Source organism: Pedobacter hiemivivus, assembly GCF_004331685.1.
GTDB lineage: Bacteria > Bacteroidota > Bacteroidia > Sphingobacteriales > Sphingobacteriaceae > Pedobacter > Pedobacter hiemivivus.
In genome coordinates this window covers 226,336-242,134 of the sequence record NZ_SJSM01000005.1, presented here as the reverse complement: position 1 = coordinate 242,134, position 15,799 = coordinate 226,336, and the positions used below count along the sequence as shown (strand labels likewise).

The following is a 15,799-nucleotide window of genomic DNA, read 5'->3' as shown; positions in this document are numbered from 1 at the left end:
AAAAAAGATTTTATAAGACTTTTGGAATTAAACTCTCGAAATATCCTGTATATTCAGCTGCATAACTTAATAGTCATGTGCCTCTTACGTGTTATTTTATTTACACTAGTTATTTTCGGTTGGACACCTCTGTCACAGGCTCAGATCAATTGTAAGGTAACCAGGTATACCAGTGAAGATGGCTTGTCTCATGATCGTACCAATGTCATTGTGCAGGATCAGGATGGTTATATTTGGATTGGTGGATGGGGCGGAATCAATAGATTTGATGGTAGAAATTTCAGTTCTTTTAAATATGGTCCGGGTGATATCGCTGCGGCCGTAAGAACCAGTCGTATAGAGCGCATCATTGATGATGGAGAAGGCAACCTTTGGTTAAAGGGATTGGACAAACGTATATACTGTTTCGTCAAAAAGAGCGAGAAATTTTCCTCTTTGAAGGAGCTTAATTTAGGGGAAAGCAATATACAGGCAACTGAAATTTATTACCTGCGTCCAGGTCTTGTTGGCATAACTATGCGGGGAATGGGGGGGCATATCATTTCGACTAAGCATGATAAGCTCCGGGCGGTTCCTTTCAATACTAAGGCAAAAGCTGGCGGTAAAATAGGTTCAGATAGCGTTCGCTTTATTTTTTCAGATCAGCACAATCAAATTTGGCTAGGTACCCATCGTGGAGTTTATGGTGTAAAAACAAATGAAAATGGGAGGTATGGACGAATTCGCCTTACCAACCAACTATTGTCATCATTAAATTTTACCAGCTTCTCAGAGGACGAATCGTCTATTTACCTCGCAACCTTAAGCGGTCATCTGGTAACCATCAACAAAATAAGTCATAATGTACTGGTTAAGAAAATAACAACTGATGCTATTGTAGGGTTGAAGAAATCGAAAAAGAATGCCTTGCTTTTTTGTACAACTAATAAGGGATCGCTCTTAACTGTTAACGATAAGGCAGAACTCGTAAACGATACAAGAATCGACGAAAAAATAAATGCTTCCACGATTTTCGAAGATCGATCTGGTAATTTATGGATAGAATCTGGTAAAAGAGGGGTGATCAGATATGTGCCAGGTACAGGTAAATTCAATTGGTTTCAAAATAGAGCAGACGGAATCAATAATGGCTTGCAAAAGTATAATATTTTTGAGGATGATTTAGGGCGCATATGGGTAAATATGAAAGGTGGCGGATTTGGCTATTTTGATGAGCCCAAAATGGTGATTTCTGGTGCCTATCTTGCCGAAGGAGAAAGTGTGAATGGTATGTTTCCAGATATGGTTAATAATTGCCTATATGATCGATTTGGTGTAATATGGCTTGCAACTCACAAAGGAATCGTTGAAATTACTCCACCAAATTCTGATTTTAGCCCACAATTAGTTACTGAAAATTCAAATCGTTTAGCTAACCAGGTTAGGGGGATTACCACTGATCATTTTGGTCGTACCTGGATGGGGACAAAAAAAGGGCGCATTTTTTTATATAAAAATGGAGGTTTACAACCTAATCCCATTGAAAACCTGCCGAAAAATGGTTTAGGATCGATATATGCAATACTTGAAGATCACAAAGGAACAATTTGGATTGGGACGAAGGGACACGGATTATTCAAAGCAGATCCTATCTCTACCGAAGGAACATCCTATCGCTTAAGTCATTTTGAACATAATCCATCCGATAAGAATAGTTTAGGCAGCAATAAAATAGTTGCATTGTTTGAAGATCAAAGTAAGCGGGTTTGGTTGGGCACTTTTGAAAGAGGCCTGGATTTAGCCACAGAAGAAAATGGAATCACGGCTTTCGTTCATGTTGGTCAGCATATGAAGGAAACGGCGGAATTCTGTAAAATCAGGAGTATTACTGCTGATGCTGATCATAATCTTTGGGTTGGAACGACAAATGGATTAATGATCCTTCGGCCAAATGGTATCTCCGATGTTCCACAAAAAGTTAAGTTTTACGTAAATAAAGAGACTGATCCAAATAGCCTTGGTGCCAATGATGTACAGCATATTTTTTATGATGGAAAGGAGGAAATGTGGCTATCCACTTCTGGTGGCGGATTGTGTAAAGCAAATTATGCCGACCCATTAAAAAGTATAAAGTTTAAAAACTATAATTCGACCGCCGGACTGCTAAGTAATCATGTATTAAGTGCGCAACAAGATAAAAATGGTAAGATTTGGCTCGCTACACAAACGGGACTTTCTAGATTTGACCCAACAAAAGGAACTTTTCGTAATTATCGCGAAGAAGATGGTGTGTTCGTAGCCACATTTTCTGAGGGAACAGTGACTGCATCGCCCAATGGCGAAATCACATTTGGAACCGAAAAAGGATTTTTAAAATTTGACCCCTTAAATCTGAATGAAAAGCAGAGAAGCAGCAGGATTATCTTCCATAACCTTTTGATAAATAATCAATCCGTCAATGTAGGCGATGTTGGATCAGTACTTCAGGTAGGAATTGATAAAGTAGATAAACTACAGCTTAAATATGATCAGAATACCATTAGCATTGGTTTTGGTATGCTTGATTTTCGGGATGGATTAAAGCGTCAGCTGCTTTACCGACTTAAGGGATTTGATAATAACTGGCATTTTAGCGGCAATCAGCATCGCGCTACTTATACCAATTTACCACCGGGTGAATACATTTTTGAAGTTAAAAACTTGAAAAATGATTACTATTTAAATGAAACTACGAAAGAGCTGGAAATCAATGTGCAACCTCCATTTTGGCGGACATGGTGGGCCTACCTATTTTATGCAATCTTACTGTCTGGCGCTATAATAGTTATTTTTAGAATTATACGAACGATACTACGCTTGCGACAAAGTGTTGCCATTGAACGTGAGGTGGCGGCACTTAAGGTAGACTTCTTTACACAGGTTTCTCATGAATTGCGAACACCATTAACGTTGATCTTAAATCCTATAAAAGCAATCATGGAGACTGAACAACTCTCCGTAAAAGGGAGTCAGTACATACAGATGATCCATAGAAACGCGGGTCGGTTAACACGATTTATGGATCAATGGCTGGATCTTAGGAAGATTCAGAGTGGGAAAGGGGAGCTCCATTACCAGATCGTTGAATTGATAGGTTTCATCAGAAAGTTTCCGGATTACTTCAAAGGCGCGGACACTGAAAAAAACATCAGCTTTGCGATACAATGTGAGTTTGATGAACTTTATGTACAGATTGATCCTGAAAAAGTAGATGTGATGGTGTATAACTTACTCGCTAATGCTTATAAATTTTCTAATGAAGGAGGCTTAATAGAGATATTTATAAAAGTAGACAATCATCATAATTTTAGCATCGCAATTAGCGATCGTGGAATTGGCTTGCCACCTGATCAGCTAGAAGAGGTTTTCGTGCTTTATCACATTGACAATAGAAAGGAAACCAATGCCATTAAGGGAATCGGTATTGGCCTTGCGCTGGTGAAAGAAATTGCCGAATTGCACAATGGAACTGTTGCCGCTAATAACAATGAACATGGAGGTTTAACCGTAGAAGTAATCTTGCCATTAAAGGGAAATGTTTTAGAAAATGTAACGAATGATATCGGATGGAAAGCGCAGGAGACAGCTGTACCGGCTGCGGATTTAAATTCGCTATATACCGAAGAGCTGATGACTGATTCGTCGTTGTACCCCGTGTTGTTGCTTGTCGAAGATAGTTATGAACTGCGCGCTTTCCTAACCAAAGAACTCGGTGCGCATTTTACCGTAATTTGCGAAAATGATGGTTTGGCAGGTTTTACAACTGCGACTAAAATTCTTCCAGATTTAATTCTTAGTGACGTGATGATGCCTGTAATGGATGGGATTGAAATGTTGGATAAACTCAAAAACGACCAACGTACCAGCCATATTCCGATTGTACTGCTCAGTGCAAGGGCATCAATCGAAAGCAAGTTAGAGGGATTGCGGTATGGGGCTGATCATTATTTTACCAAACCATTTAATAAAGAAATGCTGATTACTGCCATGCAAAGCCTGATCAAACAGCGACGGAAAATGTTTAGCCAGATTAAAGACAAGGTTGTTGATCTTTTACCTGGTCAGGTTGTAATTACTTCCAAGGATGAAATCTTCCTTAAAAATGTAATTAAGATTGTGGAAGAAAATATGGCCAATCCAGATTTTACCATTGAAGCCTTGGCAGATCAGGTAGCGATGGGTCGTACAGCTTTCTATAGTAAGTTTAGGAGCTTAGCAGGAGTAACTGCTGTTGATTTTGTAAGGGATATGCGTTTGGCTAGAGCCAAACAATTATTTGACGCAGGTGAAGAAAGGATATCGATGGTGGCTTTTGAAGTTGGGTTTAACAATCCAAAATACTTTAGCACCTGCTTTAAAGAGAAATATAACACTTCACCCACCCAGTACGTGAAACATTTGACCCATTCCTGAGATTTTGAAGGACTTCGAATAAAAATGAACCATTTTCGAACAAATTTGAACCTTCCCATAGGCTGTATTATGTAAGTTTGTTATCATAGATACCGCTTTATTCGGGACCTAATAACCAAGTATAAACATTTCTCAGGGTATTACTTATGAATGTATCGTTCGTAAATTTACATATCAAATGTTTTTTCTTCTGGTTGATAAGGTGTTGAATTTTGCGATTTATAAACCAAATCTTTAACCAATTATTGATGAAAACTATGCAAAAAACACTACTCAAGAAATGCCATTGGAGAGCACTGTCAGGTATTAAGTTGCTACTGGCCGTGGCAATTTTACCGATCTCTTCTTTCGCAACAGAAAAATCAACAGTTGCTAAACTTAACAGTGCTGTTTTTTTTGTGCAAAACTCAATAAACGTCAAAGGGACAGTTGTAGACGGTAAAGGCGCCCCCCTGCCTGGTGTAAGTATTAAAGTCAAGAATACAACCAGGGCTGCTGCCACCAATAGTAAAGGTGAATTTAGCATCGATCTGGAAAATCAAAACAGTGTATTGATATTTAGTGCAGTTGGCTTCAAAACTGTAGAAGTTGTCGCATCGAACAATATGCGGGTAGTCCTAATGGAAGCGATTGACGAACTGGATGATGTTGTGGTTATTGGTTACGGTACTGTCAAAAAACGTGACCTTACCGGGTCTGTGGTGTCAGTAAAACCTGAACAAATTACAGCCAGACCTGGGCCGAATCCTATGGAATCGTTACAGGGAAGGGTTGCAGGTTTGGATATTAGTCGTTCATCAGGACAAGCCGGAGAAGGTGTTAACTTACAGTTGCGCGGAAACAGATCGTTTAATGCTAATAGTACACCTTTATTTATCATCAATGGTTTGCCGGGTGATTATGCTACTTTAAATCCCTATGATATTGAATCTATCGATGTATTGAAAGATGCAGCTTCAACGGCTGTATACGGTGCATCAGGAGCAAATGGTGTAATCATCATTACCACAAAAGGTGGAAAGGCAGGAAAAATAAATATCGATTTCAACTCTTATTATGGGTATAATGGTTGGTCGGTTGTTCCGGAAGCACTGAGCAGAGACCAGTATCTGGAGGCGAAAAGAGAGGCCTATAAATATAACTTCGATGGTGCAACCAGAAAGTGGGTGACAACTGCAGTTGCTGCAGCAAATGGATTTCCTCAAGCTGGTCCACCGCTATGGCAATCACCTGCAAACGATGAAGCAATTTTTGGAACTGCTAGATATAATTTGTTCAACCAGGGCAATTTTGTGAATTGGGCAGATATTTTCATGAGAGAAAACGCTGCTTTGCAAAACTATAGCTTAGCTGCTTCCGGAGGTACCGATGTTACAAAAGCTTACGTTTCATTTAACTTAAATGATGAGAAAGGCCAGTATATCGGAGATGATTACAAGCTCTATTCTACAAGCATGCGTCTGGATCATAAAATTAGAAGCTGGCTTTCTATAGGAGCCAACCTTCAGGCCTCGTATGTGAATAGAAATAAAGCCCAGGACAAACTGGAAAATGCTATTGTTACTGATCCCCTGGTACAGCCTTATAAAACTGATGGGTCTATAAACCCTGATCTGGGAAGTAACGTGTACAACCTTTTACTCGACTATCAGCCTGGAGTTTATGGAAACGTAGATAACAATACAAAAGTGTTTTTTAATCCATACATTGAAATCAGACCATTAAAGGGGCTAACTATTTTAAGCCGTGCGGGCGTACGTATGGATTATTTAAATACCTATCGTTTTGATGGGGTGGGTTCTGTAAATTATACCTATATAAACGCAAATACGGCCAGAGCAAGGATTAATCAAAATCGTTATCAGGAATATCAGTGGGAAAATGTGTTGACCTATAACTACCTGCTTGGAAAAGATCATGACTTTACATTTACCGGTGTTACATCTTATATCCACGTCCAGAATACAAGGACCGAGATGAATCAAACCAATATTGCCAACAACAAATTTAAATGGTACAGGTTTAGTGGCGATGTGAACACCACTTCCATATCAAGTTATGATATGAAGAAAACCTTCGGTTTGATGGGGCGTATCAATTATGCTTATAAAGGTAAGTATCTTTTTTCGGCTTCAGTACGCAGAGATGGATCTTCGGTATTATATGAAACCAATCAGTGGGATACTTTCCCCGCAGTGTCTGCTGGCTGGAGAATTTCTGATGAAAACTTTATGGCGGGTACAAAGAAATATATCAATAACCTTAAAGTTCGTGCTACATGGGGTGTTGCGGGAACTTCCTTTATACCCCCTAACTCTTCTGCTAATTTCGTTGATCAAACTAATATGTCATTAGGTGGGGAGATGGTTCCTATTTACCGTAGTTCGCGTATTCTGACCAATCCAGACCTGAGATGGGAGAAGTCTAAAACTTTAAACCTTGGCCTGGATCTGGGCTTATTTAACAATCGTATTGATATGGCCTTAGATTATTACAATACGAATACTGACGGGGTAATTTATGCTGTAAACGCCCCTATCACTACCGGAGCAGCCATCAGTGGTAGTACACCTTATCAAACCTATATGAATATTGCGAAAACCAACAACAAAGGTTTTGAAGTCACCATGAATACACGTAATATCGTAAGCAAGAATTTTGAATGGACCTCTTCTATTGCTTTTGCTCGTAATAATGAGAAAATTTTAAAAATAACAAATGGTCTTGCCAATAACATTACAAATAACGTAACGGCAGGAGAGAATCGGACAGCTGGAAATTATACACTGACCATTGGAGAGCCAATTGCTTCATTTAGAAATTTTAAAATTGATGGAATCTGGCAAATAGGCGAGGAAGCAGATGCAGGTGCATTTGGAAGACGCCCGGGAGACTTAAAAGTAAATACACCTGGAATTGTTAAACTGGCTGATGGGGTATTTAGGAGGGAAGGCACGAGCCAGTATTATTATACTAATCTGGCCGATGCGCAAAGATTTAATTCTGCATTAACTGCCCCATCTTCTCTCTACAATTACAATAATACCAATGACTTTCAGACTATAGGACATAATTCGCCTGATTTTTCATTGGGTTTCCAAAACAATTTTAAATACAAAAATTTTGATCTGGGTATTTATTCTTATTTACGTTGGGGACAAACAATCAACTATGTGATGTTGGGATGGTATAATCCCAGTGCATTGGCAACTGTTGCCAGTCCGCCAAGAACTTTTCTCGCTGACTTTAATTACTGGACACCAGAAAACCCATCTAATGATTTTCCTGTAATGAATATTCTTGCGTCTCCTTCAACTATGACCGGATTTTCAGGACTGAATTATGTAGACGGTTCATTCTTTAAAATCAAAAACATCACACTGGGGTATACATTGCCTGAAAATATTGCAAAAAAGATAGCTATGCGTAAAGTGCGTTTTTACAGCACCCTGACCAATCCATTGGTGATTACAAAAAGCCATCTGTTGAAAGACTACGATCCGGAAATGAATGGGGAGATGGATTACCCATTGACTAAACAGCTTGTGTTTGGTTTGAATGTATCATTTTAATCCTGGAAAATAAAATAGCGAGGAACACCTGTTCAGTAGCTGTAACAAATAAAAAAATAGAGATGAAAAATATAAAGAAAATATTTTGTACATGTGGATTAGGCTTATTGATGATATTGAGCGTGCCATCATGTAAGTTAGACGAATATAATCCTAATGCGCTGGCGGAAGAAGAGGTGCTCAGAGATTTTAACGGTTTTAGATCATTTCAGTCTAATATTTATACAGGGCTTTGGGGTACATTGATCAGTATGCCATACGGGATCGTTTCTGAAGTTGGGACAGATTTATGGACATCGCCTACGAATTCTGTAAGTAACAGACAGGTGATGGCTTATGAAGAATTTACCAATAATTTTAACCTGGTAACCAACACCTGGGATTATGCCTGGGGTTCAATTAAAGATTGTAATAAAACCATAGAGATGGCTCCGCTGATAAAAGACGGAAATGCTACGGATATTAAAACCCTTGTAGCAGAAGCACAGGTAATGAGGGCTTATTATTATTCTGTACTGGTTGCTCAATTTGGTAATATTCCATTGATCACAACTGCTGGTCCTGTAAACCTGACTCCTGTGCGGAATAGCGTTGCTGACGTTTATACTCAAATTATTTCCGACTTAACAACCGGTGCCCAGAATTTGCCAGTGACACCTTACCAGGGCAACCTTCAACGCGTAACCAAAAAATCTGCGCTTGGTTTGCTTGCCCGTGCTTATGCGCAAGGAGGTGGCGAAGGATTAATGGAAGGAACAAAAAGTTACTGGCTGAGGGCAAAAGAAGTTGCTGAAGATCTGATTCTAAATAAAGGAGCATATGGTGCTACCATGTATGCCGATTTTGCCCAGGTGTTTGCTGCTGCTAACAATAGAAATAATGCTGAAGTTTTATTTACTGCATATGGGTTAAATCCTTATAACGCGTCATACGATGTGTTTACAGGCAATAATAAGCCCAATCTTTATTTGCATTATTATCCATCGCTCGACAATGCATTCGGTGCAGGTACAGATCTTTTCAGGAGAGCAGCAGGGTCAAATACATCTAATGCTTATTACGGACGTCTGAACCAGTCGTTTATTGCGCCTACAAAATACCTGATCAATTGCTTTAATGCAACTTATGATAAGAGATGGGAAAATTCATTTGTGACTGCATTTACAAACTATTCGGGTGTTCAGGCAAAAACAAGTAATGCAACCCCCCCAAGCCCCGCAAACGTAACTTATGCTGACGCTACAGTTACGCTTAATGCTGCAATGTGTACCAAGTATGGTATTAATCCCGCATTTATTGGTCAAAAAATCTATCCGTATGCGGATGTTGATGCCAAAAATGCTTCACCAAATGCGACCTGGCAATACATCTCTAAAGTATGGCCGAAAGGTGTAACTACAGGAGCAACTTCTGCTTTAGTTACTGTGGCAAATGCCAATGTGCATCCATATCCACTGGATGTAGATGAAGACAGGTTTTTCGCGTTTTTAAGTAAGGATCAGCTAAGCCCTGCAGATAAAGCACTTCGCAAATATGCAGTGGTGAATATCAACGATCTTTTTGATCCTTCAGATCCAACGGGTGCCAAATACAAAGATCCTACAGGTAATGGATTGACCCCATTAACTATGGCAAATCTTTTTCCTGCTTTAAGTAAGTTTAACCACAATTTCGATGGTGGATGGCTGGGTGGTAACTTCCAGCAAAAACTAGGTAATATTATGGTGATGCGTATGGCTGAAGTTTATTTGCTTGCCGCTGAAGCTACGCTTAAATCTGGTGGAAGTGCAGGTGTTGCTGCAGGATATTTAAATGAACTGCGTAAACGTGCTTGTCGTAATCCTGCGGATTTTAATGCTGGAACGGGAATGATGTTATCTACAGCAACGATGAACGATGTTTTTGATGAGTATGCCAGAGAGCTTTGTGGTGAGTTTAACCGCTGGGCACTTTTAAAACGTCATAGAGCATTCGAGACTCGCCTAGCGCTATACAACCGTAGGGCTGCAGCAAGCTTTAATCCGGCAAAACACTATAACAGACCTATTCCTTTCAATTTCCTGAATACAATCAATAATGGTGATGAATTTGGAAACAATGGTTACTAGTTAAAATAAGCTCTTTTTTTTACGTTCGCCATCCTGAGATAAACTCAGGATGACGAACGTACCTTTTTACACACCCAATTTTTTCCTCGATATTCTTTCTGATTTGTTAGCTTTGGGCTTTAAATAACAGAACCCTTTTAAATAAGAAATAGATGAATCATTGGTTAGTAAAATCTGAACCTTTTAAATACAGCTGGGAAAAATTCAATCAAGATGGTCGAACATTCTGGGATGGTGTCCGTAACTATCAGGCACGCAATAACCTCAAAGCTATGAAGGAGGGAGATTTAGTCCTGTTTTACCATAGCAACGAAGGCAAAAATGTGGTGGGTGTAGCTAAAGTGGTGAAAGAGTTTTATCAAGACCCAACAACTGATGATGCGAACTGGGTAGTGGTAGATTTAGCCCCTGTAGAATCGCTGAAAAATCCAGTAAGTCTGGAGCAGATCAAAGCCGAAGAAAGCCTGAAAGATGTTTCATTAGTTAGACAAGGCCGCTTATCAGTAATGCCCTTAAAAGCAGAAGAGTTTGATAAAATCCTGGAAATGGGAAGCTAAATAGAAGAATAAGGTTCTGCTCTTACGTATTTCTTTGTTAAGAGCAAACCTACACTCATAATCAAGCTAGAGCCTAATACCACTACAAATAAAAACGAGGTGCCTACTTCGGGTATTTTAAGCGCTGGTGGCAAGTTAAAATATAGCAAAATACTAATTAGTCCTCTCGGACCAATGAATACCTCTGCACCACTGTTTTCTTTCCTGAAGAGCTTTAGGTAAACAAATCTGATGGTAAATATAGAAGCCAGCATAATCAGCCCGTTCACAATCACTACCTGGTCATTCAGTTCATAAATGTTCATGGTAAAGCCGAAGATGACAAAGAAGAAGGTACGAATGATAAAAGCACTTTCTGCCGACAACTGGTACAATTGAGTCAGATCATTTGATAAATTCTTATAAATAAAGACGCTTCTAAACCAAACATGTTTAATGGTGTCGGCATTATTCAAAAACAACCCGAAGGAAAGGATTAGTACCAGCGAAGAAAGGTGATAGGATTGCCCGATGGCATACACCATGATCAGAATAGAAATGATCAGGAAGAATTTGATATGGTGTGATATCTTCCCCATAATGTACAGCAGCAAAACACAAGATACAGCGGATACCACTACAATTAATGTGGTGGTCATTGCTAAGCCTGTAAAAGATGATATTGAAATGTGCGGGTTCGTGATGGCAAAGTTGAAAAGGATGATCCCTAAAATATCCGAGAAGGAAGATTCGTAGATGATATACTCTTTACCCTTTTTACTCAGCGCTGCGGCTGAGGGGATGGCTATTGCCGAGCTGATTACACTAAATGGAATGGCATTGGCAAAACAGATGTAAAGGTCTTTTCCGCTAATCTGATAGATGATAAAGGTGATGACCGATACCGTAGCGATCAAAATAAAAAAAGCTGATAAAAAGGCTCCCTTTATCAGCTTATTCTTTTCCCGCTCGTATTTGAGCTCTAAAGACCCCTCAAAAACGATTAGAATTAAACCTACAGTTCCAAGCGTAGGTAATATGGTTAGGAAATTAAAAGTATGCAATTGAAGGTTGTCTACCAGCACGCGCAAACCAATACCTAAAAGCAAGAGTAATAGGACAGATGGCAATTTAGTTTTGCTGGCAACCAGGTCAAACAAATAGGAGAAGATAACCAGGCCGCTTAAAATAATGAGTGTAGTGTAAGTGGTCATGTGCTCCTAAAGTAGCAATTATTCTGGAAAAAACAGGGCTTTTAGCTCTATAGCATCATTAGGCTTCATTTTTCCACCTAGTATTAAACGCAGTTGTCTCCTTCTTAATGCACCGGCAAACAATTCAATTTCTTCCTCCGTTTCTGGCAAAAGTTCCGGAACAGGGATAGTTCTACCACTCTGGTCTACCGCTACAAAAGTATAATAGGCTTCATTAGATTTAGCTCTGGTACCCGATGGGATGTTCTCTGCCCATACATCAAGTCTCACTTCAACCGATGTATTAAAAGCACGAGTTACTTTAGCTTCAATTGTAATTACATCACCCAGTTTAATAGGCTGTTTAAAGGAAACATTATCAACCGATGCAGTAACTACAATGCGATTACAGTGTTTCTGAGCAGAAATAGCCGCTGCAATATCCATCCAGTGGAGCAATCGGCCTCCCATTAAATTGTTAAGGGTATTGGTATCATTTGGCAATACCAACTCATTCATAATGGTGAAAGAGTCTTTCGGGCTTTTTATTTTTGTACTCATAATTTCTGCAAAAGTAATTAAAATTGAATAGACATCCGCAGGAAGGATGAATAGAGGATTATTTTCTTAAAGTGTTTACGTTGCTGTAACCAATCAGCTCTTCCCATCTTGCACCTGGTTTTTTGTAGTAAGCAAATACCTGGTAAGTATTGGTTGTTTCAAAATAGGAGCCTTCAAAAATAGCCTGATCAATTTTTCCGGTCGCCTTGTCAAGCCAGATGTACTTGTAATCGTAAAGGCCCTGTTTTAATAAGTTTTTCCCATAAAACCGTTTTTTAGCAGGCTCAAAAGTCATTTTACTGCTTTCATCCAATACATAATTATTAAATCGACCAACCACATAAGTATCACCATTGGCATTAGGTGGCGTTGCATTTAGCGTAAAGTAAATATTGGCATAATCGGCATCGGTATTGTTATCCCTGCCTTCTGTATTGCGAATAAAAAAGTTACCATTCTCATCGACAAGATTGGTGTATTTGGGTTTATTCGTATTCACATCCTGAAACAATATCACCTCAAAAATCTTGTCTCTAACAATCTCCTGGACATTCTCCGCCTTAAAGCGCAAGCTACGGATGTCGAACTTTCTAAATTGATTTCCAGCAGGGAAATCGTTCGCCAACAGGTCATTGTAGACCAATGAACCCGGTTTGATAAAAGTTGGCTTAGTGTTTAAAATGGCGGTTTGAGGAATGCCATTTTGCATCACTATGGCCTTCAGGTTAGTGTATGGATTTTGTATTGGCGTTTTATGGAAGATTGTAAAATTAACTTTCTGGTTGCTAAAACGTAGGGGAACCTGCGAGCTTGCCACAACTTCTACACCTACATCAACCAGGTTTTCTACCACATAAAAACGCTGAGAGATAACAGGCTTTTGTTGGTTACCATCCTCATATACCTTTAATAAATAATTGCCCGAAATTTTAGGCTTAATCTGATAGTTAGGTAATGAAAGTTGGTAGTGTGTGTATTTTTGAAGCGTGTTGAAAGAATATTTGTAATCGTTTATTCTGTCTTCCGATATACCATCCAGGTAATCAATAGGAGAGATCCCTGAAGATTTCCATTCCGATGTGCAATGCTCTACCGTGTACCAGTAGATCTTGCTGCTTCCATTCAGGTCATCAAAGGAGAAGCTAAGCTGCTCATTTGATTTCAAGGTTAGGATTGGGATGGATTGTTCTTTTTTAGTATTGTAACACTGTACCGTTTTAATCTGTGGCAGATATACTTTATTGTCGTAAACAAACTGCTGGTTTTGTGCCCTTGCAATTTGAATGCAACATACTAGTAAAAAGAACAATCCTACCCGTTTTATCATTTATTTGCTTTCTAATTCCATGATTTGTGAAGCTAGATCTTCCCAGTTTTTCTGAGCAGTATCCAACAACAATTTAGCTGTAGCATATGCTGCGTTCGCTTCAGCTAATTTACCAGAATTTGAGTAAACATCCTCATCCGCAATTTTTGCTTCAATGGTTTTTACGCTATGTTCAAAAGCAGCAATTTCCTGCTCTGATTTTTGCAATTGATCATTTAACTTTTTAAGCTGCTGCTGAGCATTTAGAGCTGCTTTTTCTTCAACCTTAGGCTTTACCTCTTTCTCCTGTTTTACTGGGATACTCGTTGGAATTGGTTGCACTCTTTTTGCATTCCATTCTTCATACTCCGCGTAAGTACCAGGATATTCCTTAATGTCTTTATCTTCGATAAACCAGATTTTATTGGCTACGTTATCCAGGAAATACCTATCGTGAGATACCGCTATAAAAGTACCTTCATATTGTGTTAAAGCCTGAATCAAGATATTTACAGATTGTATGTCCAAGTGGTTGGTAGGCTCATCCAGAATCAGGAAGTTAGAGTCTGTAGTTAATGACTTAGCCAAGGCAACCCTTGATTTTTCACCTCCAGAAAGCACTTTGATCTTTTTGAAAACGTCATCACCTGTAAAAAGGAAACAACCTAAAATACCACGAAGCTCTGTGTCAGTATGCTTAGGTGCAAAAGCCTGTAGCTCTTCTAAAATGGTGTTTTCCAAGTGAAGTGACTCCAATTGATGCTGCGCAAAGAAGGTGGTCGTTACATTGTGACCTGTTTCACATTTTCCATCAAATCCTTCAGCACCGGCAATAATCCTTAGCAAGGTAGATTTACCTTTACCGTTGGCACCAATCAAAGCAATTTTATCGCCTTTTTCGATAAGACCATCAGCATTTCTCAGAATTTCAATGTTAGGATAGCTTTTGTTCGCTTCATCGATGCGGATCACATGACGACCTGAAGGCTTAGAGAACTTAAATTGAAAGTTCACCGTTGGGTTATCATCGTCTACATCTTCTACGCGTTCCAGTTTATCCAAGGCCTTTATCCTTGATTGTGCCATTTTAGCTTTTGATGCTTTGGCTCTGAAACGCTCAATTAACTTTTCTTCCTGCTTAATCTTGGCCTGTTGGTTTTTAAACTCTCCTTTTTGGATTTCACCTCGTAAAGCTTTTTCCTCCAAATAGAAGGTATAGTTACCAGCATATGGCGTTAATTTTCCTTTGCGGGATTCTACAATTTTATTCACCACTTTATCTAAAAAGTACCTATCGTGAGAAACGATTACAATGGCACCCTCAAAACTAAGCAGGTAAGTCTCCAACCATTTGATGGAAGGTAAATCCATGTGGTTGGTAGGCTCATCCAGCAATAGGATATCTGGGGTTTGTAAAAGGATCTTTGCAAGCATTACGCGCATCCGCCAACCTCCGGAAAAGGTGTTTAGCGGTCGGTGTTGGTCTGCGGTGCTAAAACCCAAACCTGCCAAAATCTCATTTGCTCTATATTCGATACTATATCCATCTAAAGCCTCAAACTCCTGTTGCTTATCGCTCAGTTTATTTAAAACTTCTTCAGAATAATCTGTTTCAATTTTTTTTAATAGTTCTTCAATCTCATCATGTAATTGGTTTTGGCGCTCAAAAGCCTCCATGGCCACATGTAAAATACTATGGTGTGAATCGTAAGAAAGTAAATCCTGATTCAGGTAACCGATTTTCAAGTCTTTCGACATAGAAATTGAACCCGAAGAAGGTGCGTATTCGCCAACAATTATTTTTAGTAAGGTAGATTTTCCCGTTCCATTGGCACCAATAAGTCCAATTCTCTCTCCTGGTTTAATGTGCCAGTCTGCTTCATCGTATAATGCCCTAGAGCCCAGCAGGAATGTTAAGTCGTTTATAGAAATCATTTGGCTGCAAAAGTACAACTTTACGGCCAGTTTTGAGGGAATTTAGCAGTCGCAATGACAGAATTTTACTGTTTTTTTGCCATAGTTATGAAATATTATACAAAAACACGGAAGCTCTACTTTTGTGATACATCAAAACGTTGCTTATCTTCGCGCC

General features: G+C 39.2%; 8 protein-coding genes. 4 read left to right on the top strand and 4 right to left on the bottom strand.

Going from position 1 to position 15,799, the window contains the following annotated elements; genetic code table 11:
* Positions 1 to 75 precede the first annotated feature (75 nt).
* The 4 genes from EZ444_RS11520 to EZ444_RS11505 all read left to right on the top strand — a co-directional run bounded on the left by EZ444_RS11520 (position 76) and on the right by EZ444_RS11505 (position 10,668).
* Positions 76 to 4,431: a hybrid sensor histidine kinase/response regulator transcription factor gene (locus tag EZ444_RS11520; protein WP_165503596.1), complete on the top strand. Its 4,356-nt coding sequence runs from the start codon at positions 76 to 78 to the stop codon at positions 4,429 to 4,431.
* Positions 4,432 to 4,679: 248 nt separating this feature from the next.
* Positions 4,680 to 8,003, top strand: a complete 3,324-nt coding sequence (locus EZ444_RS11515) for a SusC/RagA family TonB-linked outer membrane protein (RefSeq protein WP_131608913.1) — start codon at positions 4,680 to 4,682, stop codon at positions 8,001 to 8,003.
* Between the two features lie 62 nt (positions 8,004 to 8,065).
* The gene (locus tag EZ444_RS11510) at positions 8,066 to 10,111 is read left to right on the top strand and encodes a RagB/SusD family nutrient uptake outer membrane protein (protein ID WP_131608911.1); all 2,046 of its coding nucleotides are present in this window, start codon (positions 8,066 to 8,068) and stop codon (positions 10,109 to 10,111) included.
* A gap of 152 nt (positions 10,112 to 10,263) precedes the next feature.
* The gene (locus EZ444_RS11505; RefSeq protein ID WP_131608909.1) at positions 10,264 to 10,668 is read left to right on the top strand and encodes an EVE domain-containing protein; all 405 of its coding nucleotides are present in this window, start codon (positions 10,264 to 10,266) and stop codon (positions 10,666 to 10,668) included.
* Here EZ444_RS11505 and EZ444_RS11500 read toward each other — a convergent pair.
* The 4 genes from EZ444_RS11500 to EZ444_RS11485 are packed head-to-tail and all read right to left on the bottom strand — an operon-like array spanning position 10,665 to position 15,642.
* Positions 10,665 to 11,861 (bottom strand): cation:proton antiporter, encoded by a 1,197-nt coding sequence (locus EZ444_RS11500; protein WP_131608907.1) that lies wholly within the window; start codon positions 11,859 to 11,861, stop codon positions 10,665 to 10,667. The genes EZ444_RS11505 and EZ444_RS11500 overlap by 4 nt on opposite strands.
* Before the next feature lie 18 nt (positions 11,862 to 11,879).
* Positions 11,880 to 12,401, bottom strand: a complete 522-nt coding sequence (locus EZ444_RS11495; RefSeq protein WP_131608905.1) for an acyl-CoA thioesterase — start codon at positions 12,399 to 12,401, stop codon at positions 11,880 to 11,882.
* A gap of 58 nt (positions 12,402 to 12,459) precedes the next feature.
* Entirely contained in the window at positions 12,460 to 13,728 is a 1,269-nt protein-coding gene (locus EZ444_RS11490) for a type IX secretion system plug protein (protein ID WP_131608903.1), read from the bottom strand.
* Positions 13,729 to 15,642: an ABC-F family ATP-binding cassette domain-containing protein gene (locus EZ444_RS11485; RefSeq protein WP_131608901.1), complete on the bottom strand. Its 1,914-nt coding sequence runs from the start codon at positions 15,640 to 15,642 to the stop codon at positions 13,729 to 13,731.
* Positions 15,643 to 15,799 lie beyond the last annotated feature (157 nt).

What these genes read in the sequence shown, in the direction of transcription:
- EZ444_RS11515 (WP_131608913.1), top strand. Translation starts at nt 4,680, where the DNA reads ATGAAAACTATGCAAAAAACACTACTCAAGAAATGCCATTGGAGAGCA.
- EZ444_RS11520 (WP_165503596.1), top strand. Translation starts at nt 76, where the DNA reads ATGTGCCTCTTACGTGTTATTTTATTTACACTAGTTATTTTCGGTTGG.
- EZ444_RS11490 (WP_131608903.1), bottom strand. Translation starts at nt 13,728, where the DNA reads ATGATAAAACGGGTAGGATTGTTCTTTTTACTAGTATGTTGCATTCAA.
- EZ444_RS11505 (WP_131608909.1), top strand. Translation starts at nt 10,264, where the DNA reads ATGAATCATTGGTTAGTAAAATCTGAACCTTTTAAATACAGCTGGGAA.
- EZ444_RS11500 (WP_131608907.1), bottom strand. Translation starts at nt 11,861, where the DNA reads ATGACCACTTACACTACACTCATTATTTTAAGCGGCCTGGTTATCTTC.
- EZ444_RS11485 (WP_131608901.1), bottom strand. Translation starts at nt 15,642, where the DNA reads ATGATTTCTATAAACGACTTAACATTCCTGCTGGGCTCTAGGGCATTA.
- EZ444_RS11495 (WP_131608905.1), bottom strand. Translation starts at nt 12,401, where the DNA reads ATGAGTACAAAAATAAAAAGCCCGAAAGACTCTTTCACCATTATGAAT.
- EZ444_RS11510 (WP_131608911.1), top strand. Translation starts at nt 8,066, where the DNA reads ATGAAAAATATAAAGAAAATATTTTGTACATGTGGATTAGGCTTATTG.